Annotated in this window: 23 protein-coding genes; 14 read left to right on the forward strand and 9 right to left on the reverse strand. The window is 65.2% G+C overall.

All coding sequences use genetic code 11. The features are described from left to right. Positions 1–23: 23 nt before the first annotated feature. The 4 genes from ACYUME_RS15680 to ACYUME_RS15695 are packed head-to-tail and all read right to left on the reverse strand — an operon-like array spanning position 24 to position 4,058. Positions 24–770 carry an SDR family oxidoreductase gene (locus ACYUME_RS15680; RefSeq protein ID WP_460415628.1) on the reverse strand — a complete coding sequence of 249 codons (747 nt, stop codon included), beginning with the start codon at positions 768–770 and terminating at the stop codon, positions 24–26. Between the two features lie 58 nt (positions 771–828). Continuing rightward, positions 829–2,364 (reverse strand): DHA2 family efflux MFS transporter permease subunit, encoded by a 1,536-nt coding sequence (locus tag ACYUME_RS15685; RefSeq protein ID WP_279880959.1) that lies wholly within the window; start codon positions 2,362–2,364, stop codon positions 829–831. Next, positions 2,361–3,554: an HlyD family secretion protein gene (locus ACYUME_RS15690; RefSeq protein WP_460415630.1), complete on the reverse strand. Its 1,194-nt coding sequence runs from the start codon at positions 3,552–3,554 to the stop codon at positions 2,361–2,363. The genes ACYUME_RS15685 and ACYUME_RS15690 overlap by 4 nt, the downstream gene beginning before the upstream one ends. 30 nt (positions 3,555–3,584) lie before the next feature. After that, entirely contained in the window at positions 3,585–4,058 is a 474-nt protein-coding gene (locus ACYUME_RS15695; RefSeq protein WP_460415632.1) for a MarR family winged helix-turn-helix transcriptional regulator, read from the reverse strand. A gap of 175 nt (positions 4,059–4,233) precedes the next feature. On the opposite strand from ACYUME_RS15695, the gene ACYUME_RS15700 reads away from it, so the two are divergent. Next, positions 4,234–4,608, forward strand: a complete 375-nt coding sequence (locus ACYUME_RS15700) for a DUF2784 domain-containing protein (RefSeq protein ID WP_460415634.1) — start codon at positions 4,234–4,236, stop codon at positions 4,606–4,608. On the opposite strand, the gene tam is transcribed toward ACYUME_RS15700, so the two are convergent. Next, complete coding sequence (tam, locus tag ACYUME_RS15705) at positions 4,585–5,361, reverse strand: trans-aconitate 2-methyltransferase (protein WP_460415636.1); 777 nt, start codon at positions 5,359–5,361, stop codon at positions 4,585–4,587. The two genes, ACYUME_RS15700 and tam, sit on opposite strands and share 24 nt — an antisense overlap. A gap of 87 nt (positions 5,362–5,448) precedes the next feature. Here tam and ACYUME_RS15710 point away from each other — a divergent pair, with 87 nt between their 5' ends. Then, positions 5,449–5,901 carry a FecR domain-containing protein gene (locus ACYUME_RS15710; protein ID WP_460415638.1) on the forward strand — a complete coding sequence of 151 codons (453 nt, stop codon included), beginning with the start codon at positions 5,449–5,451 and terminating at the stop codon, positions 5,899–5,901. Positions 5,902–6,015: 114 nt separating this feature from the next. Here ACYUME_RS15710 and ACYUME_RS15715 read toward each other — a convergent pair whose 3' ends face one another. After that, the gene (locus tag ACYUME_RS15715) at positions 6,016–7,425 is read right to left on the reverse strand and encodes an amino acid permease (RefSeq protein ID WP_460415640.1); all 1,410 of its coding nucleotides are present in this window, start codon (positions 7,423–7,425) and stop codon (positions 6,016–6,018) included. Positions 7,426–7,863: 438 nt separating this feature from the next. On the opposite strand from ACYUME_RS15715, the gene ACYUME_RS15720 reads away from it, so the two are divergent. Further along, positions 7,864–9,288 (forward strand): aminotransferase-like domain-containing protein, encoded by a 1,425-nt coding sequence (locus tag ACYUME_RS15720; protein ID WP_460415641.1) that lies wholly within the window; start codon positions 7,864–7,866, stop codon positions 9,286–9,288. A gap of 137 nt (positions 9,289–9,425) precedes the next feature. Here the strand turns inward: ACYUME_RS15720 and ACYUME_RS15725 are convergent, their stop codons facing one another. After that, on the reverse strand, positions 9,426–9,593 hold the full coding sequence (locus ACYUME_RS15725) for a hypothetical protein (RefSeq protein WP_460415642.1): 168 nt from the start codon (positions 9,591–9,593) through the stop codon (positions 9,426–9,428). A gap of 193 nt (positions 9,594–9,786) precedes the next feature. Continuing rightward, positions 9,787–11,190, reverse strand: coding sequence for a purine-cytosine permease family protein (locus tag ACYUME_RS15730; RefSeq protein ID WP_460415644.1), 1,404 nt, complete (start codon positions 11,188–11,190; stop codon positions 9,787–9,789). A 318-nt stretch (positions 11,191–11,508) separates the two neighbouring features. Between ACYUME_RS15730 and ACYUME_RS15735 the strand changes: the two genes are divergently transcribed. The 9 genes from ACYUME_RS15735 to ACYUME_RS15775 all read left to right on the forward strand — a co-directional run bounded on the left by ACYUME_RS15735 (position 11,509) and on the right by ACYUME_RS15775 (position 18,869). After that, positions 11,509–11,994 (forward strand): flavin reductase family protein, encoded by a 486-nt coding sequence (locus ACYUME_RS15735; RefSeq protein WP_460415646.1) that lies wholly within the window; start codon positions 11,509–11,511, stop codon positions 11,992–11,994. A gap of 91 nt (positions 11,995–12,085) precedes the next feature. Continuing rightward, positions 12,086–13,126 carry an LLM class flavin-dependent oxidoreductase gene (locus ACYUME_RS15740; RefSeq protein ID WP_460415648.1) on the forward strand — a complete coding sequence of 347 codons (1,041 nt, stop codon included), beginning with the start codon at positions 12,086–12,088 and terminating at the stop codon, positions 13,124–13,126. A gap of 311 nt (positions 13,127–13,437) precedes the next feature. After that, positions 13,438–14,034 carry an amino acid synthesis family protein gene (locus ACYUME_RS15745; protein WP_460415649.1) on the forward strand — a complete coding sequence of 199 codons (597 nt, stop codon included), beginning with the start codon at positions 13,438–13,440 and terminating at the stop codon, positions 14,032–14,034. Between the two features lie 68 nt (positions 14,035–14,102). Next, positions 14,103–14,936, forward strand: a complete 834-nt coding sequence (locus ACYUME_RS15750) for an alpha/beta fold hydrolase (RefSeq protein ID WP_460415651.1) — start codon at positions 14,103–14,105, stop codon at positions 14,934–14,936. Continuing rightward, positions 14,933–16,414 carry an aldehyde dehydrogenase gene (locus ACYUME_RS15755; RefSeq protein ID WP_460415653.1) on the forward strand — a complete coding sequence of 494 codons (1,482 nt, stop codon included), beginning with the start codon at positions 14,933–14,935 and terminating at the stop codon, positions 16,412–16,414. Before ACYUME_RS15750 ends, ACYUME_RS15755 begins: the two co-directional genes overlap by 4 nt. Before the next feature lie 12 nt (positions 16,415–16,426). Beyond that, positions 16,427–16,912, forward strand: coding sequence for a flavin reductase family protein (locus ACYUME_RS15760; RefSeq protein WP_460415655.1), 486 nt, complete (start codon positions 16,427–16,429; stop codon positions 16,910–16,912). Between the two features lie 159 nt (positions 16,913–17,071). Continuing rightward, positions 17,072–17,461 (forward strand): carboxymuconolactone decarboxylase family protein, encoded by a 390-nt coding sequence (locus tag ACYUME_RS15765; RefSeq protein WP_460415657.1) that lies wholly within the window; start codon positions 17,072–17,074, stop codon positions 17,459–17,461. An 89-nt stretch (positions 17,462–17,550) separates the two neighbouring features. Continuing rightward, positions 17,551–18,303 (forward strand): GntR family transcriptional regulator, encoded by a 753-nt coding sequence (locus tag ACYUME_RS15770; protein ID WP_279880992.1) that lies wholly within the window; start codon positions 17,551–17,553, stop codon positions 18,301–18,303. Positions 18,304–18,305: 2 nt separating this feature from the next. Beyond that, positions 18,306–18,869, forward strand: coding sequence for an NUDIX hydrolase (locus tag ACYUME_RS15775; protein ID WP_279880994.1), 564 nt, complete (start codon positions 18,306–18,308; stop codon positions 18,867–18,869). Between the two features lie 11 nt (positions 18,870–18,880). On the opposite strand, the gene glcC is transcribed toward ACYUME_RS15775, so the two are convergent. Further along, positions 18,881–19,639 (reverse strand): transcriptional regulator GlcC, encoded by a 759-nt coding sequence (gene glcC, locus ACYUME_RS15780; RefSeq protein WP_460415660.1) that lies wholly within the window; start codon positions 19,637–19,639, stop codon positions 18,881–18,883. Between the two features lie 177 nt (positions 19,640–19,816). On the opposite strand from glcC, the gene glcD reads away from it, so the two are divergent. Further along, positions 19,817–21,316 (forward strand): glycolate oxidase subunit GlcD, encoded by a 1,500-nt coding sequence (gene glcD / locus ACYUME_RS15785; RefSeq protein ID WP_460415662.1) that lies wholly within the window; start codon positions 19,817–19,819, stop codon positions 21,314–21,316. Next, positions 21,316–22,362: a glycolate oxidase subunit GlcE gene (gene glcE, locus ACYUME_RS15790; protein WP_460415664.1), complete on the forward strand. Its 1,047-nt coding sequence runs from the start codon at positions 21,316–21,318 to the stop codon at positions 22,360–22,362. The genes glcD and glcE overlap by 1 nt, the downstream gene beginning before the upstream one ends. The last annotated feature ends 4 nt before the right edge of the window (positions 22,363–22,366 follow it).

Genomic DNA, 22,366 nt, shown 5'->3' on the forward strand with positions numbered 1-22,366 from the left:
AGGACCGGTTCACCTTCCCTGCCCTAGCGCCCACCACCCAAGTCGATGAAACTGCCGGTCGAATAGGACGCCTTGTCCGAAAGCAGCCACAGGATTGCCTCGGCCACTTCCTCCGGCCGACCACCGCGCCCCATCGGCAGACCCGGTTCGAGCTTGCTGACGCGGTCAGGGTCGCCGCTCAGGGCGTGGAAGCCGGTGTGGATGTAGCCAGGACGCACGCCGTTGACCCGTACCCCTTCACCCGCCACTTCCTTGGCCAGGCCAACAGTGAACGTATCCAGCGCGCCCTTGGAAGCGGCGTAGTCGACATATTCGTTGGGCGAGCCCAACCGCGCGGCAATCGACGAGACGTTGACGATCGCCCCGCCCTGCCCGCCGTGGCTGCGCGCCATGCGCAACAGCGCGTGCTTGGCGCACAGCATCGGACCGACCACATTGGTCTTCATCACCTTCAGCAGACGGAATTCGGACATCGCCTCGACCCGGCTCTGCTGGCCGATGGTGCCGGCGTTGTTGACCAGTGCGGTAAGCGGCCCAAGCTCCTGGTCGACGCGCTGGAACAGCTGCACCACCTCGTCCTCGACGCTGGCATCGGCGCGCACGGCGATGGCCTCGGCACCCAATGCGCGCACCTGGGCCAGCACCGCCTCGGCGGCCTGGTCGTCGGCGTGGTAGTTGATGCAGATGCGATAACCCTGTTGTGCCGCCAGCAAGGCGGTGGCGGCGCCAATGCCACGACTGGCGCCGGTGATGAGGATGACCTTGTCCATATGTCTGCCAAGTAGCCAGGAAAAGACCTACAAGGTTAGGGGAAAAGCATCAGCCTGATCAATGCCCCGCCGAAGCCGGCCCGGCCTTGGCCGTGAACGGCGGTTTGGCCAGCCAGACCAGCAGGATCAGCCCGGCGAACACCCAGGTCAGCAGGGTGAAATAGTCCACCGTCGACATCATGTAGGCCTGGCTGTTGAGGACCTGCTCCAGCTTGGCGTAGTTCTGCTGGCTGGCCCCGCCGAGCTGCTCGAGGGTCTGCTGGGTCGCCGGGTCGAAAGCACTGATGTGTTCGCTCAGGTAGGCATGATGCTGGTCGGCGCGCCGAATCCAGATCCAGGTGGTCAGCGAAGCGGCGAAACTGCCCCCCAAGGTGCGCAGGAAAGTCGCCAGCCCCGAGCCGTCGGCGATCTGGCTGGGCGGCAGGTCCGACAGCAGGATGCTCAGGGTCGGCATGAAGAACAACGCCACGCCGATACCCATGAACAGCTGCACCAGGGCGATGTGCAGGAAATCCACCTCGTTGGTGAAGCCGGCGCGCATGTAGCAACTGGCGCCGATCGCCAGGAAGGCGATACCGGCCAGCAGACGCAGGTCGAAGCGGTGCGCGTACTTGCCGACGAAGGGCGACATCAGCACCGGCAACAGGCCGATCGGCGCCACCGCCAGCCCGGCCCAGGTCGCGGTATAGCCCATCTGGGTCTGCAGCCATTGCGGCAGGATCAGGTTGATGCCGAAGAACCCTGCGTACCCGCCCACCAGCACCAGGGTGCCGATGCGGAAGTTGCGGTGCACGAACAGGCGCAGGTTGACCACCGGATGACGATCGGTCAGCTCCCAGATGACGAAGATCGCCAGGAACACCACCGAGATCAACGTGCCAACCACGATGAACGACGACTCGAACCAGTCCAGGTCGTTGCCCTTGTCCAGCACCACCTGCAAGGCGCCGACGCCGACGATCAGGGTCAGCAGGCCGATGTAGTCCATCGGCTGGCGGCTGGTGACCACCGGCCGCGTACGCATCTGCTGACGCACCACGGCGGCGGCGAACAAGCCGATCGGCACGTTGATGAAGAAGATCCACGGCCAGCTGTAGCTGTCGGTGATCCAGCCACCGAGGATCGGCCCTGCGATCGGCGCCACCACCGTGACCATCGCCAGCAGCGCCAGGGCCATCCCTCGCTTGGCCGGTGGATACACGGCGATCAGCAGGGTCTGGGTCATCGGGTACAACGGACCGGCCACCACGCCCTGGAGCACGCGGAACAGCACCAGCTCCGGCATCGACTGGGCGACACCGCACAGGAACGAGGCCAGCACGAACAGCAGCGTGGCCCAGATGAACAGTTTCACCTCGCCGAAGCGCCGGCTCAGCCAACCGGTCAACGGCAGCGCGATGGCATTGCTCACCGCGAACGAGGTGATCACCCAGGTGCCCTGCTCCGAACTCACGCCCAGGTTGCCGGAAATGGTCGGCAACGCCACGTTGGCGATGGTGGTGTCGAGCACCTGCATGAAGGTCGCCAGCGACAGGCCGATGGTGGTCAGCAGCAGGCTCGGCGGGGTGAACTGCGCGGGGGCCTGCTGGCTCATCGCTGGGCCGTCTTGCCGCTGGCGCTGTTCTCGTGGATCAGCCGGGCGATCAAGTCGTCGGCCTCGACCAGCTGGCGGTCATACACCTGGGTGGTGTAGCTGGCCTGCTGCGGCGGTTGCTGGGCCAGGGCGGGGCCACTCTGGTCGTGCAGGTCGACCTCGGCGACGGTGGACAGGCCGATGCGCAGCGGGTGGTCCTTCAACTGCTCGGGATCGAGGTGGATGCGCACCGGGACGCGCTGGACGATCTTGATCCAGTTGCCAGTGGCGTTCTGTGCCGGCAACAGGGCGAAGGCGCTGCCGGTACCGGCGCCAAGGCTGTCGACGGTGCCGTTGTACTTCACTTCGCCGCCGTACAGATCGGCAGTGATTTCCACCGGCTGGCCGATGCGCATGTCGCGCAGCTGGGTTTCCTTGAAGTTGGCGTCGATCCACACCTCGTCCAGCGGGATCACTGCCATGGTCGAAGAGCCCGGTTGCAGGCGCTGGCCCAGTTGCACGGTGCGCTTGGCCACATAGCCGGTGACGGGCGCCACCAGTGTGGTGCGGGCATGATCCAGATACGCCTGGCGCAGTTCGGCTGCGGCGGCCATCACCTCGGGGTGGGACGAGACCACGGTGTCGTCGACCAGCGCGGTGCTGGTGTTGAGCTGCTGGCGCGCGCTGTTGACAGCGGCCTGGGCCACGCTCAGGTCATCGCGGGAGTGGGAGACTTCCTCGGCGGCGATGGCGCCGCTGTCGGCCAGTACCTTGCGTCGGTTGTAGTCCTGCTGGGCCTTCTGCAACTCGGCCTGGCGGGTCTGCAGTTGCGCCTTGAGCGAGTCGACATTGCTGTACAAGCCGCGTACCTGGCGCACGGTGCGCGCCAGCTTGGCCTCGGCCGCCTGCAGGGCTACCTCGCTGTCGGCCGGATCGAAGCGCAGCAGAACCTGGCCGGCATGCACCAGGTCACCGTCGTCGGCACCGATGCTGGTGACGGTGCCGGTCACCAGTGGGGTGATCGCCACCACGTTGCCGTTGACGTAGGCGTCGTCGGTGCTTTCGTGCCAGCGCCCGACCAGGCTGTACCAGGCCCAGGCGCCGGCCCCCGCGAGCAGCAGGATCAGCAACAGGGCGAGCAGCCAGACCTTGCGCTTACGCGCGTTGTCCGGTGCGGGCGCCGGGGTGGAGGTGTCAGCGGAAGTGGCCATGACAATACCTTGGAGAATACGTGACAGGGATCAACGATCGCCGAAGCGGCGGATCGTCAGAGGGTCGCCAGCGCTGAGCAGGACCTTGGCGAGCAGGCTTTCGAGCACCTTGAGCTCTTCCGGCTGCAGCACCCCGACCAGCTCGTTCATCGCCGCGGCCCCGACCTCGGGCAACCGGTCGGCCAGGCGCTGGCCGTCGACGGTAAGCGCCAGACGCACCTGGCGGCGGTCCTCGGGGCAACGGGTGCGCAGAAGCAGGCCCTTCTGCTCGAGGCGATCGAGCATGCGCGTCATCGAACCGCTGTCCAGGCCGAGGTAACGGCACAGCTCGGCCGGCGTGTCGACCTGGTACTGGGTGACGATGATCAGCACCTTGAACTGGGCGGCGGTGACACCGTCGGCCTCCAGGTGCCAATCGAGGATGCGGTCCTTCAGCAGCGCGGCGCGACCGAGCAGCATGCCGATGGTGCAGGTCTGGAAGTTTTCCGGCGTGAAATGGGACATCGGCGACCTGCTCGAGTAATTGTGTGCAAATATTACTGCCTAGGCAGTGAATATCAAAGCGCTGATTAGCTGGCTAACCAAAATTTCATGATTCTGAAGGAACATCTGGCCTGCGGCGGCCCGAGGCAGCAGAATCGATCTGTCACAGACGACATTCCCTACCAAGGCCTCGACCATGCTCTACCGCCTGGCTGCCGACTCCCTGGTGCTCTTGCATCTGTCCTTCATTCTGCTGGTGCTGTTCGGCGGTCTGCTGGTGCTCAGATGGCCCCGCGCGCTGTTCATTCACCTGCCTGCACTGGCCTGGGGCCTGGCCGTGGAAGGATTGCACCTGGAGTGTCCGCTGACCGCCTGGGAAAACCGGATGCGCAGCGCCGCTGGCGATGCCGGCTACCAGGGCGGCTTCGTCGAGCACTACATCTGGCCGCTGATCTACCCTGCCGGGCTGACACCGCAGATTCAGCTGTGGCTCGCCACGTTCGTGCTGCTGCTCAACCTCGGTGTCTATGGCTATGTGATCCGGCGCCTAGCGCGTCGCCACCACGAATAGCCTTGGAAACGGCAGCAGTACCTTGCCGTCGCTGGCCGGTGGATAGTCACGTTGCATGGCCTGCAGGTACAGCTGCAGGAAATCCGCCTGTTCCTGCGCTTCCAGCCGTGCCAAGTAGGGACGCAGCGCCGAGCCCTTGAACCACTCCACCACCGCCTCGGCCCCACCTGGCAACGGGTGGTGATAGGTGGTGCGCCACACGTCCACCCGAGCACACAACGGGCTGAGCAGGTCGTAGTAGAAAGCCGCGTTGTGCCGGGGCGGCAGGCTGAAGTCGGCGAACTTGGTCGCCCACGGGCCGCGACTGGCGATCTCGCGCAGCTGGCGGTGAGCCGGCTCATCGAGGTTGTCCGGGGTCTGCACGGCCAGGCTCGCCCCCTCGCTCAGTTGCCGCACCAGGTGTGGGTAGAGGGTGCCATGGTCCGGCACCCACTGCAGCGAGGCGTTGGCGAGGATCAGGTCCTGGGGCTCCTGGGCGGCCCAGCTGGCGATATCGCCGGTCTCGCAGCGCACCCTGGGAATGCTCAGGCGTGGACGCTGACGGGCCTTGTCGACCATGTCCGGGTCGCTGTCCAGCGCCGTGACCTGGGCATCGGGATGGCGCTGCAGCAACACCTCGGTGGAGTTACCCGGGCCGCATCCAAGATCGGTGGCATGCCGCACGGGCCGTGGCGGCACGGCGGCGAGCAGATCGCGCACGGCGCGGGTGCGTTCGTCTTCGAAGAGTGAATACTGGGTGGCGGACCAGGCCATGGCGCGGGCTCCTTGTGGGACAGGTGCGCCCAGCATAAGCCAAGTGAACATCTATGCTGAAGATCGACCCGAATACCGACGACCGCCATGAAGACAACGCTCGCCCTGATATTGCTCGCTTTGATCGCCGCTTCTGCCCTGCTCGGCTTCCCATGGATGAACCAACGCTTCGAACTGGCAGACCTGCGCACCAGTGCCCAGCAGGAACTGTCACGTCAGCTGAACGATGGCAGCCTGCTGGTGTTGCAGGCCAGCACGGCGGTGGACGTGGAATACGATGCGCAACAACGCAGGGTGACCCTGCTCGAAGGCGGCCTTTCGGTCGACGTGGCGCAGGACGATCCGCGCCCGTTCCTGCTGGTTACCGAGCACGGTACCCTGGCCACCCATGATGCACGCCTGTCACTGCTGCGGCTCGCCGGGCAGACCCAGGCCCGGCTGCTGTCGGGCAATGCTGAACTCGACAGCGCCGGGCAACGCATGCACTTGCAGGGCGGGCAATCGATTCGCTTCGGCGTCGCAGGGCCGCTGACACCATGAGCCGGTGTCCCACAGGACCGCGCAACGCTTGGCGTTTGCCTCGTACCTGTGGGAGCGGGTTTACCCGCGAAGGGCTGCAAGGCAGCCCAGCCGCTTCAGACCGCGCCAGCGCCCTCAGTGACGCTTGGCGCTACGCAGTTGATGCACCACGCCCATCGCCACCACGATGGCCGCGGCGATGCCTGTGGAGATCACCAGGATCTGGTAGTCAGGCATGAACGCCATGGTCACCAGCGCCGCCACGATGAACACGATCACCAGGTAGGTCAGCCAGGGGAACAACCACATCTTCAGGCGCACTTCCCTGCCCTCGGCGATCAGCTTGCGGCGCATGCGCAGCTGCGAGAAGGCGATCACCAGGTACACCAGCAAGGCGATCATGCCGGTGGTGTTCATCAGGGTTTCCAGCACGTCCTTGGGTCGCAGGGTCTCGCTGAAGTTGATCAGCGCGCAGAACACCGCCACCAGGCAGGAACCGACGATGGCGTTCACAGGCACGCCAGTACCGGTACGGGTGAACTTGAACAGGCGCGGCGCGTCGCCACGCTGGGCCAGGGAGAACAGCATGCGCGAGGCGGTGTAGTGGCCCGAGATCAGGCAACTGCTCACCGAGGTCAACACCACGAAGTTCATCAGCAGCTCGGCATACGGCACGCCCAGCAGCTCCAGGGTACGGCGATAGGCGCCATAGCCGGAAACGCCCAGTTGCGGGTCGTTCCACGGCACCAGGCAGACGATCAGGAAGATCGAGCCGACGTAGAACAGGCACACCCGCCAGACCACCGAGTTGGTCGCCTTGACGATCTGGGTCGCTGGATCCTTCGCCTCGGAGGCGGCGATGGTGACGATCTCCGCGCCAAGGAAGGCGAACATCACCCCCAGCAACGCGCCAATCACCGTGGTGATGCCATTGGGCATGAAGCCTTCGGCGGTGAGGTGGGTGATGCCGCGCACTTCACCGAACTGCCAGATATTCATCACCGCGGCGGTGCACACCACCAGGAAGCAGACGATCGCCACCACCTTGATCAGCGCGAACCAGAACTCGAATTCGCCGTAGTGCTTGACGTTGAAGAAGTTGACGGTGATCAGCACCAAGGTCGTGGCCAGCACGAACACGTTGACGCTCACGTCCGGGAAGAAGCCGTGCAGGATCTTGCCCGCCACGTAGGCCTCCCAGGCCATCAGGATCACCCAGTACCACCAGTACAGCCAGCCGATGGTGAAACCGGCCCAGCGCCCGATGGCGCGGTCGGCGTAGGTGGAGAACGAGCCGGTGTCCGGCGAGGAGGTCGCCATCTCGCCAAGCATGCGCATGATCAGCACCACCAGGATGCCGCCGGCCAGATAGGCCAGCACGGCGGCGGGACCGGCGCTGTGGATGACGCTACCGGAGCCGACGAACAGTGCGCCGCCGATGACCCCGGCGATGGACATCATCGTCAGGTGGCGCGACTTGAGCGAGGCACTCAGCTTGCTCTCGTGCCCGTCCTTCGCGGTGGTGGATGTGGATGTTGCGTCCATCAGTTATTTACCCCGTGCTTCTTTTTATCCAAGGAAAAACTGTGAAACCCCGATGGTTATCGGTCTCACCTGTACATCAGTGCTACTGCGGGCAGGGAGGTGTGCGCGAGCACACGCAGGCCATCCGTGGCGGCCTGCTTACGCGGCCAGAGGCAATCCTCTGGACGAACTGAACCATGCTGGGGACGGACGAGAAGCGCCCGGCCAGGCGGAAGGAAGGTACGGGGCGAACCCCGACGGCAAAGCAGCGATGTTGTGATTATTCATGGCGCTGGTACGTGCTGTGTTGGCTATATCTGACACGTAATGTAAAAATGTCGAACACTTTGAGCCATGCACAGTGGCATGAAATCCGCACTGCACTGTACAGGCCGCCGATGCAGTACACCCGTGATCCCTCGCAGGCGCCTGGCTTCCCGCACACCTGAAGGTCCCCGAATGCTCCAGCTACATCCGGACTCCTCCACCCCGCTGGTCAACCAGATCATCGACGGGCTGCGCGCATTGATCGACAACCAGACACTCAAGCCCGGCGCGAAGGTTCCGTCGATCCGGGCCTTCGCCGCCACCTATTCGGTGAGCACCTTCACCGTGGTCGAGGCTTATGACCGGCTGGTGGCCCAGGGGCTGCTGGTGAGCAAGGGCAATGCGGGGTTCTTCGTCAATCGTGCGGCCAACGAGTTGCTGGAAACGCACAGCGTCGAAACAGAAAGCCACCGCCCGACGTTCAACTCCGAGTGGTACCTGCAGCAGATCTTCGAGATCCGCCAACTGCCGTTCAAGCCCGGCTGCGGCTGGCTGCCCAACGACTGGATGTATGAGGAAGGCCTGCGCCGCGGGCTGCGCCAGGTGGCCGGCAGCCCGCTGGAGCTGTCCGGCTACGGCGACCCCCTGGGCCTGCCGGAGCTGCGCGCGCTGACCGCGCAGAACCTGCAGCAGGAGTTGTCGATCGTCGCCAACCCGGCGCAACTGATGCTCACCCACGGCGCCAGCCAGGCCCTCGACCTGGCCGTGCGCACCCTGGTGCGCCCCGGTGACGTGGTACTGGTGGACGACCCCGGCTATCCCAACCTGATGAGCATTCTGCGCACCCAGGGCGCCACCCTGGTGGGCGTGCCGCGTACGCCTGCGGGCTACGACCTCGACCAGCTCGAACGCCTGCTGGCACACCATCGACCCACGGCATTTTTCACCCAGCCGCACCTGCACAGCCCGACCTGCTCGCGCACGCCGCTGGCTCAGCTGCACCGTCTGCTGCAACTGGCCAGCCAGCATGGTTTCCGCCTGGTGGAGAACAATCTCTACGCCGACATGATCGCCGACCCACTACCCTGCCTGGCCAGCCTCGACCACCTGCAGCAGGTGGTGTACGTGGGCAGCTACTCGAAGAGCATCTCGCCCAACGTGCGGGTCGGCTACCTGCTGGCCAACCCGGAACTCACCCAACAGCTGCTGCACCTGAAGATGCGCTCGGGCCTGACCACCTCGCAGGTGATGGAGCGGGTGGTGTATGCCGCGATCATCGACGGTCGCTGGCGCAAGCATTTGAAGCGCCTGCGCCAACGCCTGGCCGAGGCGCACCAGGAAGTCGGCCGACACCTGCATCGGCTGGGGTTCGAGCTGTTCATCGAGTCGGACGAAGGCATGTACATCTGGACCCGGCACCCGGCGATTCCCGACAGCGCGGCGCTGCTGGACGATGCATTGGAGAAAGGCATCATGCTTGGCCCCGGACAGTTGTTCATGGTCGACGCCAAGGCCACCGGGTGGATGCGCTTCAATGTGGCGTTCAGCACCGATCCGGCGATGTGGGAGTTGCTGGAGAAGGTGCTGGTCAAGCATGTGCGACGCGGCGGCGTGTAGGACCTGCGCAGAACCAGAAACGGCCCTCTATTGCAAGATGGAGGTACCTCGGTCCAATAGTTCAGGCGCCTGCCTTGCCAGCGTGCCCACTTCGATGAGCCCAGCGCAAGGTGCCGACGCCTGTGTCCTGCAGAGCTTCAGTCATCCTCATCGTCAGACTTGACTTTATGTAGCACCTCTACATGTTTCTGGACGACCTCAGCTACAGTGCCGCCCTCAGCAGGTTTGTTGAACACTTCGCGCGGATGTTTCTCCTGCCACGCCCCAGTATTCTCATTGCTCAGCTCTTCATCTTCCGTGCTCATTTGCGTTCCTCCGGCGATAGGCGCCCCGGGTTTCGGGGCGTAAGCACATCCTTGTACGGAGCCAGCAAGTCCGCAACTGACATAATTGCCAGGTCGTGGCTTCACGCCGCTGCTCCAGTCGACCGGCGAGGTGTACGGGCGGACAAGGCCCCGCATGCCTGCCAGGATCGCTGGAGTGCATTAGCTCCGCAGGTCAGTCGTTCGCACCCAGCATGCGCCCTCCCTTGACCGTCTGGCCGCGAGTCGCCAGGCAGTAGTAAAGCGGCACGGTCACCAGCAAGCCGAACAGCCACGACAAGTCCGCGCCCTCGATCAGGTTCGAGTACGGCCCGACATACAGCGAGGTGTTGGCGAACGGCAGCTGCACCAGGATGCCGCAGGCATAGGCAATGATCGCGTGCGGGTTGAAGCGCCCATAGATGCCGCCATCGGCGCGGAAGATCGAGGCGATGTCGTACTCGCCCTTCTTGATCAGGTAGAAGTCCACCAGGTTGATCGATGCCCACGGCACCAGCACCAGCAACAGCGCCAGGATCAGGCCGATGAACTCGGCGATGAAGTCCGCCGAGGCATTCAGCGCCACCAGCACGCACGCTGCCAGGATCACCGAGGCCAGCACCACACGTACCTTGACGCTCGGTGTCCACTGGGCGGCGAAGGTCTGGATCGCGGTGACGATCGACAGCACCGCGCCGTACAGGTTGAGGGCGTTGTGGCTGATGATGTTGAGCAGGAACAGCAGCATCAGGATCGGTCCCAGCCAACCGGTGGCCTGCTTGACCGCGACCATCGCGTCGGTGCCTTCGGGTACGCACAGTACCGCCACGGCACCGAAGCTGAAGCACAGGACAGTGCCCAGGGTGGCGCCGAGATAGGTGGCCCAGAACGGCCTGGCGATACCGATTTCACGGGGCAGGTAGCGCGAGTAGTCAGAGGTGTACGGCGAGAAGCTGATCTGCCAGATGACCCCGAGCGATACCGTGGCGACAAAGCCCGACAGGTTGAACGCACCCCGGCTGAGGAAGTCGTCCGGTAGCGCCTGGGCGAACATCATGCAGAAGCCAGCCAGCAGCGCCGAGCCCATCACCCAGGTACCGATGCGGTTGAGCATGTGGATGAAGCGGTAGCCAATCACACCGATGGCCGTCGCGCTCAACGCACCGATCACGATCGCACCCGGCATCGGTAAGCTCGGGGTGATGCCATGGATGGTCTTGCCCGCCAGGACGATGTTGGAAATGAAGAAGCCGACGTAGATCAGTGCGGTGAAAAACACGATCAGCAATGCGCCGTAACGGCCGAACTGGCCACGGCTCTGCACCATCTGCGCAATGCCCAGCCGCGGCCCCTGTGCCGAGGCCAGGGCGAGTACCACGCCACCCAGCAGATGCCCGAGCACGATCGCGACCAGGCCCCACAACAGGTCCAGGTGGAACACCTGCACGACCATGGCGCCGGTGACGATAGGCAGTGGCGCAATGTTGGTGCTGAACCAGAGGGTGAACAGGTCACGCGCCTTGCCGTGGCGCTCTGCGCAAGGAACATGATCGACCGTGCGATTCTCGACAAACGTGTGTTGCGACGACTGTTGGGACATAGGTTTTCAGCTCGAAAGGTCGTTTTTTTATCGTTGTACGGAAACCGCTCTCGGCGGCCTCTCAGCTGCGCACCATATTATGGTATTCCAAACTTTTAACAACACTGATCCGGGTATTTTCGCTGCACCTGATCTGCCTCATGCCCTCCCTTTGCGCCCTACTTTCAGCATCCACACCAATGAATCCGGGGGCTGTGCCGTTCATCGCGTTCTGCGCGCTCTGGGAAATTTCGCTTGCAAGTAAAGTATTACGGTATACCATCAGACACACAAAGGATAAAAACCGCGGACCACCGCTGCCCCTCCGAGGATCACACCATGATCGACGCAACCGTCTACAAGCACGCCCTGGGCTCTTTCCCGTCCGGCGTCACGGTCATCACCACCCTGGACGACGACGGTTCGATCGTCGGCCTCACCGCCAGCGCCTTTTCATCCTTGTCGATGGACCCACCACTGGTGCTGTTCTGCCCCAACTACAGCTCCGATTCCTACCCTGTACTGATGAAGAGCAAGCGCTTCGCCATTCACCTGCTCTCCGGCGGGCAGCAGGCCGAGGCCTACGCCTTCGCCAAGAAAGGCAAGGACAAGGCCGCCGGCATCGACTGGACCTTGAGCGCGCTGGGCAATCCACTCCTGGCCGGCGCCACCGCCGTTATCGAATGCGAGCTGTGGCGCGAATACGAAGGCGGCGACCACGCCATCATGGTGGGCAAGGTACACAACCTGATCGTGCCCGAGGAGGCGCCCCGCCCGATGGTCTACTGCCGCGGCAAGATGGCCAGCCTGCCCGCCTTCGCCTGAGAGAAGGCCTGTCGATCAATTGGCCACTGCCACACTGAAACCTGCCCCGGCAGGCGGCAACAAGACAACAACAAGCTCCGAGGAAAGCCCCATGAAATTTTCGCTGTTCGTGCACATGGAACGTTGGGATGAGCAGGTCAGCCACCGACAGCTGTTCGAAGACCTGACCGAACTGACCCTGATGGCAGAAAACGGCGGTTTCAGCACCGTGTGGATCGGCGAACACCACGCCATGGAATACACCATCTCGCCAAGCCCCATGCCGCTGCTGGCCTACCTGGCCGCCCGCACCGAGAAGATCCGCCTGGGCGCCGGCACCCTCATCGCGCCGTTCTGGAACCCGATCCGCGTGGCCGGCGAATGCGCCCTGCTCGACGTGATCAGCAACGGTCGCATGGAGGTGGGCCTGGCCCGCGGCGCCTACCAGTTCGAGTTCGATCGCATGGCCAATGGTATGCCGGCCACCGACGGCGGCAAGGCCCTGCGCGAGATGGTCCCGGTGGTGCGCAAGTTATGGGAGGGCGACTACGCCCACGACGGCGAGGTCTACAAGTTCCCCACCTCCACCAGTGTGCCGAAGCCGTTCAACGCCGCACCGCCGATGTGGATCGCCGCCCGCGACCCGGACTCGCACAACTTCGCCGTGGCCAACGGCTGCAACGTCATGGTCACCCCGCTGATGAAGGGCGACGAAGAGGTGCTGGACCTGAGAAACAAGTTCCAGGCCGCCCTGGACAACAACCCGGACATACCCCGCCCACAACTGATGGTGCTGCGCCACACCCATGTACACAGCCCGGCCGAGCCGGACGGCTGGAAGGTCGGCGCCCAGGCCATCTCGCGCTTCTACCGCACCTTCGATGCCTGGTTCGGCAACAAGACCACGCCGGTCAATGGTTTCCTCGAACCCAGTCCGGAATCGAAGTTCGCCGAGGTACCGGCGTTCGAGCTGGAGAACATTCGCCGGAACACCATGATCGGCACGCCCGAGGAGATCATCGCGCGCATCAGGTACTACCAGGAGCTGGGCGTCGACGAGTTCAGTTTCTGGTGCGACAACAGCCTGCCCCACAGCGAAAAGAAGAAGTCGCTGGAGCTGTTCATCAAGCAAGTGGTGCCGGCGTTCGCCTGAATTCCCTTTGCCTGATTGATTGCGGGAACCCGCCCGCTCTCGGCGTCTTCGCGGCCACTGAGAGTGGGCATTTTTTTGAGCGGGGCTCGAGCAGGTCTGGCCTCTCCGCGGGCAAGCCCGCTCTCACAAGGGACGCGGTACCTGTGGGAGCGGGCTTGCCCGCGAAGAGGCCAGTACAGAGATCAGAAAGTTCAAGGCATCAGGCCACCTTTCGTCCCCTCGCAAGAGAAATTTCAAACCACCTCTTGCGCACAAGGTATTATGGTATACCATCAGACAATAAAAACTGATAACCCTCACCAGGAGTCCCCATGAGTTTCGAAATCCGCAAGATCGTCACCTACTCCGAAGAGACCCGCATAGAAGGCGGCAAGGCCACCGACCAGCCGGTGACCATGGTCGGCCTGGCCGTGGTGATCAAGAACCCGTGGGCCGGTCGTGGCTTTGTCGAGGACCTCAAGCCCGAGATCCGCGCCAACTGCTCCGACCTCGGCGCGCTGATGGTCGAGCGCCTGACTGCTGCCATCGGCGGCGCTGACAAGATCGAAGCCTATGGCAAGGCCGCCGTGGTCGGCGCCGACGGCGAGATCGAGCACGCCTCTGCGGTGATCCACACCCTGCGCTTCGGCAACCACTACCGCGAAGCCGTACAGGCCAAGAGCTACCTGAGCTTCACCAACAAGCGCGGTGGCCCAGGCACCTCGATTCAGATCCCGATGATGCACAAGGACGACGAAGGCCTGCGCTCGCACTACATCACCCTGGAAATGCAGATCGAGGACGCCCCGCGCGCCGACGAGATCGTCGTGGTGCTGGGCGCCGCCGACGGCGGTCGCCTGCACCCGCGCATCGGCAACCGCTACATCGACCTGGAAGAACTGGCTGCCGAAAAGGCCGACGCTCGATAACGACAACCCAGACGGGCCGGGGCGTGGCGAGCATACCCGCCGTGCCCGACCTTCAAGGAGCGCCCTCCATGATTCAGCCTGTCGCTGAACGTACACCGGCCGGGACCAGCTACCTGGCCCTGGGCCAGGGCCAAGCCGTGGTGCTGATCCACGGCGTGGGCCTGAACAAGGAAATGTGGGGCGGACAGTTCGTCGGCCTGGCCAACGACTACCGCGTCATCGCCTACGACATGCTCGGCCACGGCCAGAGCACCCTGCCCGCCGCCGACATCGGCCTGGAAGGCTACGCCGCGCAGCTGGCCGAACTGCTCGACCACCTGCAGCTCCAGCAAGCCACTGTCATCGGCTTCTCCATGGGCGGCCTGGTGGCGCGGGCCTTCGCCCTGCACTATCCGCAGCGCCTGACCGCGCTGGTGGTGCTCAACAGTGTATTCAACCGCACGCCCGAACAGAGCGCAGGGGTCATCGCCCGCGCCGCGCAAGCCTACGAGCAAGGCCCCGACGCCAACGTCGACGCCGCGCTGGAGCGCTGGTTCAGCCGCGAATACAAGGCCGCCAACCCGGCCCAGGTCGCCGCCATCCGGCAGATCCTGGCGAGCAACGACCCGCAGGGCTACCACACCACCTATTCGCTGTTCGCCACCCAGGACATGTACCGTGCCGATGAGCTGGGCAGCATCCAGGTACCGACGCTGATCGCCACCGGCGAACTCGACAGCGGCTCCACCCCGACCATGGCCCGCCAGCTCGCCGCGCGCATTCCCGGCGCCCACAGCGTGGTGCTCGCCGAGCAGCGACACATGATGCCGGTGGAAGCGCCGCGCGAAGTCAACAAGATGCTGCTGGACTTCCTCAGGCAAGCCCACACCTTCACCGAATCCGCCAAGGGGATAGTTGCATGACCCTCGTTCGTTTCCAGATGTGCATCGACGGCCAGTGGCGCGATGCCCAGCGCGGCAAGACCTTCGACAGCCTCGACCCGGCCACCGCCACGGCCTGGGCGCAACTGCCCGACGCAGACGAAAGCGACGTGGAACTGGCCGTGCAGGCCGCCCAGCGCGCCTTCGAAAACCCAGCCTGGCGCGGCCTCAGCGCCACCGCCCGGGGCAAGCTGCTGCGTCGTCTCGGCGACCTGATCGCCGAGCACAAGGAGCACCTGGCCCAGTTGGAAAGCCGCGACAACGGCAAGCTGATCCGCGAGACCCGCGGCCAGGTCGGCTACCTGCCGGAGTTCTTCCACTACACCGCGGGCCTGGCCGACAAGCTCGAAGGCGGCACCCTGCCGCTGGAAAAGCCCGACCTGTTCGCCTACACCGTGCACGAGCCGATCGGCGTGGTGGCCGGGATCATCCCGTGGAACAGCCCGCTGTATCTGACCGCGATCAAGCTCGCTCCGGCCCTGGCGGCCGGCAACACCATCGTGCTCAAGCCCTCCGAGCACGCCTCGGCGACCATCCTCGAGCTGGCCCGCCTGGCCCTGGAGGCCGGCTTCCCGGCCGGCGTGGTCAACGTGGTGACCGGGTACGGCCCAAGTACCGGCGCGGCGCTGACCCGCCACCCGCTGGTGCGCAAGATCGCCTTCACCGGCGGTGCCGCCACCGCCCGCCATGTGGTGCGCAGCAGCGCCGAGAACTTCGCCAGGTTGTCGCTGGAGCTGGGCGGCAAGTCGCCGAACATCATCTTCGCCGACGCCGACCTGGACAGTGCCGTCAACGGCGCGGTCGCCGGCATCTACGCGGCCTCCGGGCAAAGCTGCGTGGCCGGCTCGCGCCTGCTGGTGCAGGACGAGATCTTCGATGACTTCGTCGAGCGCCTGATCGCCCGCGCCAAACGCATCCGTATCGGCAACCCGCAGCAAGAGAGCAGCGAGATGGGTCCGATCGCCACCGCCCAGCAACTGGCCGTGGTCGAGAGCATGGTGGCCGCCGCCGTGGCCGAAGGCGCCAGGCTGCGCCTGGGCGGCAAACGTGCCGAGGTCGAGGGCGGCGGCTGGTTCTACGAGCCGACCCTGTTCGAATGCGACAGCAATGCAATGAGCATCATGCAGGAAGAGGTGTTCGGCCCGGTCGCGGCGGTGATCCGCTTCAAGACCGAGGAGCAGGCGCTGGCGATGGCCAACGACTCGCAGTTCGGCCTGGCCGCCGGTATCTGGACCCGCGACCTGGGCCGCGCCCATCGCCTGGCCCGCGATGTGCGTTCGGGAATCATCTGGGTCAACACCTACCGCGCCGTGTCGGCCATGGCCCCGATCGGCGGCTTCAAGAACAGCGGCTACGGCCGCGAGAGCGGCATCGACTCGGTGCTGGCCTATACCGAGCTGAAGACGGTGTGGATCAACCTGTCCACCGCGCCCATGCCCGACCCCTTTGTGATGCGCTAGGAGACCCGAGCCATGATCGAACCCGGCATCTACAAAGACGTGATGGGCTCCTTCCCATCCGGCGTCACCGTGGTCACCACCCTGGACGCCGACGGCGCCATCGTCGGCATCACCGCCAGCGCGTTCAGCGCGCTGTCGATCGAGCCGGCGCTGGTGCTGTTCTGCCCCAATTACGCCTCCGACACCTACCCGGTGCTGCGCGACAGCAAGCAGTTCGCCATCCACCTGCTGTCCGCCGACCAGACCGCCGAAGCCTATGCCTTCGCTGGCAAGGGCAAGGACAAGGCCAACGGCATCGACTGGCACCTGAGCGAGCTGGGCAACCCGTTGCTGGCCAAGGCCACGGCGATCATCGAGTGCGAGCTGTGGCGCGAGTATGACGGCGGCGACCACGCGATCATCGTCGGCCAGGTGAAGAACCTGGTGCTGCCCGCGCAGCCGGTAACGCCGATGCTGTACCACAAGGGCAAGCTCGGCGGGCTGCCGCCACTGGGCTGATGCCCAGCCGGAAATCGGCGCTGGCCTGTTCGCGGGTAAACCCGCTCCCACAGGGACTGCACATGGCTCAAGGACAGTGAAGATCCTGTGGGAGCGGGTTTACCCGCGAAGAACACGACACCGACCCCCCTTTTTCTTGACCATGCAGGAACCCGCACCATGAGTAACGACAAATACGAAAAAGGCCTGCAGATCCGCACCCAGGTACTCGGCGAGGACTACGTCACCCGCGCGATCCGGAACGCCGACGACTTCACCCAGCCGCTCCAGGAGCTGGTCACCGAATACTGCTGGGGCCACGTCTGGGGCCGCGACGGCTTGTCGCTCAAAGAGCGCAGCATGATAAACTTGGCAATGATTTCCGCGCTCAACCGGCCCCACGAGCTCAAGCTGCACATCCGCGGCGCCCTGCGTAATGGCCTGAGCCGCGAACAGATTCGCGAGATCCTGCTACAAGTCGGCATTTACTGCGGCGTGCCCGCGGCGGTGGACAGCTTCCGCCTGGCCCGCGAGGCGTTCGCCGAAGCCGATGCCGAATCACCCCGTTAACAGCGGGCTGTGTGAACCACTGCAAGGAGTGCCTGGGTTCGTGGCGCTCCGCGATGTTGGCGCAACAGCCTCATAGAAGAGCGCCCCTGATGAAACGCCAGCCCCTCGACGACAGCTTCAAGGTCAACCGCAACCCCGTCACGCTCCGTGAAATCGTGCTCGACAAGCTGCGCGGCGCGATCATGAACTTCCACCTGCTGCCCGGCGATCGCCTGGTCGAGCGCGACCTGTGCGACCGCCTGGGCGTGAGCCGCACCTCGGTGCGCGAGGCCCTGCGCCATCTTGAATCCGAAGGCCTGGTGGAGTTTGCCGACGCCAAGGGCCCGCGCGTGGCCATCATCACCCTGGAAGACGCCCGCGACATCTACGAGCTGCGTTGCGTGCTCGAAGGCCTGATCGTGCAGCTGTTCACCCTCAACGCCAAGGCCAAGGACATCCGCGCCCTGGAGCGCGCCCTGGAGGTCAACCGCGAGGCGCTGGAGGAAGGCGAACTGGCCCAGGTGCTCGACTCGGTGCAAGGCTTCTACGACGTGCTGCTCGAGGGCTCGGGCAACCAGGTCGCGGCCCAGCAGCTGCGCCAGTTGCAGGCGCGCATCAGCTACCTGCGCGCCACCTCGGTGTCCCAGGAGAACCGCCGCGGCGCCAGCAATCGCGAGATGGAAAAGATCGTCGAGGCGATCAGGAGTGGTGATCCCCAGGCCGCCCACCAGGCCTCGGTCGACCATGTGCGCGCCGCCGCCAAGGTCGCCCTGGACTACCTGCGCCAGAAACAGGACGACAACGCCAAGGTCCGCGAAATCGTCGCCCCCCTGCCCCTCAAGGACCCTCGCGTAGGCCGCTGACCATGCCCACCGCCCCGCGCTACTGCCCATACTGCACCACGCAACTGGCCCGGGGCGTGCCCGATGGCGATACCCACGAGCGTCTGCACTGCACCGCCTGTGGCTATGTGCATTACGTCAATCCCAAGATCATCGCCGGCTGCATCATCGAGCGCGACGGCAAGTACCTCTTGTGCCAGCGCGCCATCCCGCCGCGCCCCGGCACCTGGACCCTGCCCGCCGGGTTCATGGAGGCCGGCGAGACCACCGAGCAGGCGGCGTTGCGCGAAGTATGGGAAGAGAGCGGCGTGCGCGCGCAGATCGTCTCGCCCTATTCGATCTTCAGCGTGCCGACGATCAGCGAGGTGTACATCGTCTTTCGCGCCATCGCCACCGAGGAGACCGGGCAGCATGGCCCGGAAACCCTGGCCTACCGATTCTTCGCGGCGGATGAGATTCCCTGGGAGCAGATCTACTACCCGGCGATCAGGCAGATTCTCGAGCGCTATATCCTCGAGCGCCAGGCCGGCGTCTATGGCCTCTACATGGGCAACGACGACACCGGCACGGTGCACTTCATCCGCTGACCCGCATCGCGCTATTGCCAGCCGTCCATGCGCATGGTCGCCCGCACCAGGCGCTGTTGTTCCTGTTCGATCTCGCGCAGGCTGTCGCGCACACCATGGATGTGATCGCGCGCCGCCCGCTGGGCCTGCTCGGGTAGCTGCTCCATGACCGCCTGATACAAGCGCGCGTGCTGGCGGTCGATCTGGCGCTTCTGCACAGGTCGGCAGTAAAGGTTGTTGACCGAGGCGAACACACTGCTCAGGGTCAGGTCGCTGAGCGATTGCAGGGTATGCACCAGTACCGGATTGTGCGACGCCTCGCTGATCGCCCGGTGGAAGGCGTGATCCCGCCGGGCATGCTCGCGCGCATCCACCGGCACGCGACCATCATGGGCGGCCAGCATGTCCTCGTAGCGCCGCCGGATCAGCAGACGGTCCACTTCGGTGGCGCGCACCGCGGCCAGGCGCGCGGACTCGCCCTCGAGCATCGCCCGCACTTCCAGCAGGTCGAACAAGGTGCGTGGCTGCGAGCGGAACAGGTGCATCAGCGGGCTGGCATCGGCCTGGCCGCTGAGGTCGGCGACGAACGAGCCACGGCCCTGCTCGGTATCGATGATGCCGCGCCCGCGCAGGATGCGCAGGCCCTCACGCAAAGCCGAGCGCGAGCAACCGAGCTTGTCCACCAGGCGTCGCTCCGAAGGCAGTGCCTGCCCGACCTTGAGCACGCCATCGACGATCAGCCTCTCGACCCGCCCGGCCACCTGATCGGCCACCTTGACCCTTGCGCTCATCCACTGCCTCCAACTGGTAGGACCACTGCGCGTGGCTCCGCTCGCGCCACACGCCAAGACCACAGCTAGCGTAGTACGTCGCGAGCAAACTGGTAGGACCAGCCGCCAAAGCGCTCGACGAACAGCCCATTGCCGCCCAGCCTGCCGGGAACAACAAGAATCCACCGAGTGAGCCCGATGAACATCCTCCACGACGAACGCATCGATGGCCCGTTGCCTGCCGTCGACAAGACCGAACTGCTGAAGACCCTGCGCGCCACCCTCCCCGACCTCGACATCCTGCACCGCGACGAAGACCTCAAGCCCTATGAATGCGACGGCCTCTCGGCCTACCGCACGGTGCCTCTGCTGGTGGTGCTGCCCGAGCGCCTGGAGCAGGTGCAGGCGCTGCTCAGGCTCTGCCACCAGCGTGGCGTGCCCGTGGTGGCGCGAGGGGCCGGCACCGGCCTGTCCGGTGGTGCCCTGCCGCTGAGCCAGGGCATCCTGCTGGTGATGGCACGCTTCAAGCGCATCCTCGAAATCAACCCACAAGGTCGCTACGCCCGTGTACAGCCCGGCGTGCGCAACCTGGCGATCTCCCAGGCAGCGGCGCCCCACGGTTTGTACTACGCGCCGGACCCGTCCTCGCAGATCGCCTGCTCGATCGGCGGCAATGTCGCCGAGAACGCCGGCGGCGTGCATTGCCTCAAGTACGGCTTGACCGTGCACAACCTGCTCAAGGTGGACATCCTCACCATCGAGGGCGAGCACCTGGTGCTTGGCAGTGACGCCCTGGACACCCCGGGCTTCGACCTGCTGGCACTGTTCACCGGCTCCGAAGGCATGCTCGGAATCGTCACCGAGGTGACCGTCAAGCTGCTGCCCAGGCCGCAGGTGGCGCGGGTGCTGCTGGCCAGCTTCGACAGCGTCGAGCACGCTGGACGAGCGGTGGCCGAGATCATCGCCGCCGGCATCATCCCCGCTGGGCTGGAGATGATGGACAACCTGGCGATCCGCGCCGCCGAGGACTTCGTCCACGCCGGCTACCCGGTGGATGCAGCGGCGATCCTGTTGTGCGAACTCGATGGCGTCGAGGCCGACGTCGAGGACGACTGCCAGCGCGTCGACACCCTGCTGCGCCAGGCCGGCGCGCGCGACGTGCGCCTGGCCTGCGACGAGGCCGAGCGGGCGCGCTTCTGGGCCGGGCGCAAGAATGCCTTTCCGGCGGTGGGGCGCCTCTCGCCGGACTACTACTGCATGGACGGCACCATCCCGCGTCGCGAACTGTCACGGGTGCTCAAGCGCATCGGCGCGCTTTCCGAGCAGTACGGCCTGCGCGTGGCCAACGTGTTTCACGCCGGCGACGGCAACATGCATCCGCTGATCCTGTTCGACGCCAACCTGCCCGGCGAACTGGAGCGGGCCGAGGCCATCGGCGGCAAGATCCTCGAGCTGTGCGTGGCGGTGGGCGGCAGCATCACCGGCGAACATGGCGTGGGCCGGGAGAAGATCAATCAGATGTGCGCCCAGTTCAACAGCGACGAGATCACCCTGTTCCACGCCATCAAGGCCGCCTTCGACCCACTGGGCCTGCTCAACCCCGGCAAGAACATTCCCACCCTGCAGCGCTGCGCCGAATTCGGCGCGATGCACGTGCATCACGGGCAACTACCGTTCCCCGACCTGGAGCGCTTCTGATGAACGCCGACCTCAGTCAGGACCTGCTCGAGCAGGTCAACCAGGCGCTGAACCTGGGCACGCCGCTGCGCATCCAGGGCGGCAACAGCAAGGCCATGCTCGGGCGCCCGGTGGCCGGCGAAATCGTCGACACCCGAGGCCATCGCGGCATCGTCAGCTACGAACCGAGTGAACTGGTGCTGACGGCGCGCGCCGGCACACCGCTGGCAGACATCGAGGCGACCCTGCACCAGGCCGGCCAGATGCTGCCCTGCGAGCCTCCGCACCTGGGGACCGGGGCGACGCTCGGCGGCATGGTCGCCGCCGGCCTGTCCGGGCCGCGCCGGCCCTGGGCCGGCGCGGTGCGCGACTATGTGCTCGGTACCCGGCTGATCACCGGCCACGGCAAGCTGCTGCGCTTTGGCGGCGAGGTGATGAAGAACGTCGCCGGCTACGATGTGTCACGGTTGATGGCCGGCAGCTTCGGCTGCCTGGGCCTGCTGACCGAGGTATCGCTGAAAGTGCTGCCACGGCCACGTCAATGTCAGAGCCTGCGCCTGGAGATGAACCACCACCGAGCCTTGGCCACACTGGCCGAATGGGGCCAGCAACCCCTGCCGATCAGCGCCGCCTGCCACGACGGCGAAGCCCTGTACCTGCGCCTCGAAGGCGGCGAAGGGTCGGTGCGCTCGGCCGCCGATCGGCTGGGAGGCGACGTGCTGGACAGTCGGTTCTGGAGCGATCTGCGCGAGCAGCGCCTGGTGTTCTTCAGCGACCCTGCGACGTTGTGGCGTCTGTCGCTACCCAATGCCACAGACGTGTTGGACCTGCCGGGCCGGCAGTTGCTCGACTGGGGCGGCGCCCAACGCTGGCTGAAATCCGACGTGCCAGCGCAGGCCCTTCGCGAGCAGATCGCCCGCTACGGCGGCCATGCCACCGCCTACGCGCCCGGCGACGACAGTTGGGCGCCACTGGCCCCGGCCATGCTGCGCTATCACCTGGCGCTGAAACACCAACTCGATCCCCAGGGCATCTTCAACCCTGGCCGCCTGTACGCCGACCTGTGAGGCT

It is taken from the genome of Pseudomonas sp. microsymbiont 2 (assembly GCF_054788395.1).

Bases quoted from the DNA above. Each gene is read 5' to 3' on its own strand.
- ACYUME_RS15680 (WP_460415628.1), bottom strand. From the start codon at position 770: ATGGACAAGGTCATCCTCATCACCGGCGCCAGTCGTGGCATTGGCGCC.
- ACYUME_RS15685 (WP_279880959.1), bottom strand. From the start codon at position 2,364: ATGAGCCAGCAGGCCCCCGCGCAGTTCACCCCGCCGAGCCTGCTGCTG.
- ACYUME_RS15690 (WP_460415630.1), bottom strand. From the start codon at position 3,554: ATGGCCACTTCCGCTGACACCTCCACCCCGGCGCCCGCACCGGACAAC.
- ACYUME_RS15695 (WP_460415632.1), bottom strand. From the start codon at position 4,058: ATGTCCCATTTCACGCCGGAAAACTTCCAGACCTGCACCATCGGCATG.
- ACYUME_RS15700 (WP_460415634.1), top strand. From the start codon at position 4,234: ATGCTCTACCGCCTGGCTGCCGACTCCCTGGTGCTCTTGCATCTGTCC.
- tam (WP_460415636.1), bottom strand. From the start codon at position 5,361: ATGGCCTGGTCCGCCACCCAGTATTCACTCTTCGAAGACGAACGCACC.
- ACYUME_RS15710 (WP_460415638.1), top strand. From the start codon at position 5,449: ATGAAGACAACGCTCGCCCTGATATTGCTCGCTTTGATCGCCGCTTCT.
- ACYUME_RS15715 (WP_460415640.1), bottom strand. From the start codon at position 7,425: ATGGACGCAACATCCACATCCACCACCGCGAAGGACGGGCACGAGAGC.
- ACYUME_RS15720 (WP_460415641.1), top strand. From the start codon at position 7,864: ATGCTCCAGCTACATCCGGACTCCTCCACCCCGCTGGTCAACCAGATC.
- ACYUME_RS15725 (WP_460415642.1), bottom strand. From the start codon at position 9,593: ATGAGCACGGAAGATGAAGAGCTGAGCAATGAGAATACTGGGGCGTGG.
- ACYUME_RS15730 (WP_460415644.1), bottom strand. From the start codon at position 11,190: ATGTCCCAACAGTCGTCGCAACACACGTTTGTCGAGAATCGCACGGTC.
- ACYUME_RS15735 (WP_460415646.1), top strand. From the start codon at position 11,509: ATGATCGACGCAACCGTCTACAAGCACGCCCTGGGCTCTTTCCCGTCC.
- ACYUME_RS15740 (WP_460415648.1), top strand. From the start codon at position 12,086: ATGAAATTTTCGCTGTTCGTGCACATGGAACGTTGGGATGAGCAGGTC.
- ACYUME_RS15745 (WP_460415649.1), top strand. From the start codon at position 13,438: ATGAGTTTCGAAATCCGCAAGATCGTCACCTACTCCGAAGAGACCCGC.
- ACYUME_RS15750 (WP_460415651.1), top strand. From the start codon at position 14,103: ATGATTCAGCCTGTCGCTGAACGTACACCGGCCGGGACCAGCTACCTG.
- ACYUME_RS15755 (WP_460415653.1), top strand. From the start codon at position 14,933: ATGACCCTCGTTCGTTTCCAGATGTGCATCGACGGCCAGTGGCGCGAT.
- ACYUME_RS15760 (WP_460415655.1), top strand. From the start codon at position 16,427: ATGATCGAACCCGGCATCTACAAAGACGTGATGGGCTCCTTCCCATCC.
- ACYUME_RS15765 (WP_460415657.1), top strand. From the start codon at position 17,072: ATGAGTAACGACAAATACGAAAAAGGCCTGCAGATCCGCACCCAGGTA.
- ACYUME_RS15770 (WP_279880992.1), top strand. From the start codon at position 17,551: ATGAAACGCCAGCCCCTCGACGACAGCTTCAAGGTCAACCGCAACCCC.
- ACYUME_RS15775 (WP_279880994.1), top strand. From the start codon at position 18,306: ATGCCCACCGCCCCGCGCTACTGCCCATACTGCACCACGCAACTGGCC.
- glcC (WP_460415660.1), bottom strand. From the start codon at position 19,639: ATGAGCGCAAGGGTCAAGGTGGCCGATCAGGTGGCCGGGCGGGTCGAG.
- glcD (WP_460415662.1), top strand. From the start codon at position 19,817: ATGAACATCCTCCACGACGAACGCATCGATGGCCCGTTGCCTGCCGTC.
- glcE (WP_460415664.1), top strand. From the start codon at position 21,316: ATGAACGCCGACCTCAGTCAGGACCTGCTCGAGCAGGTCAACCAGGCG.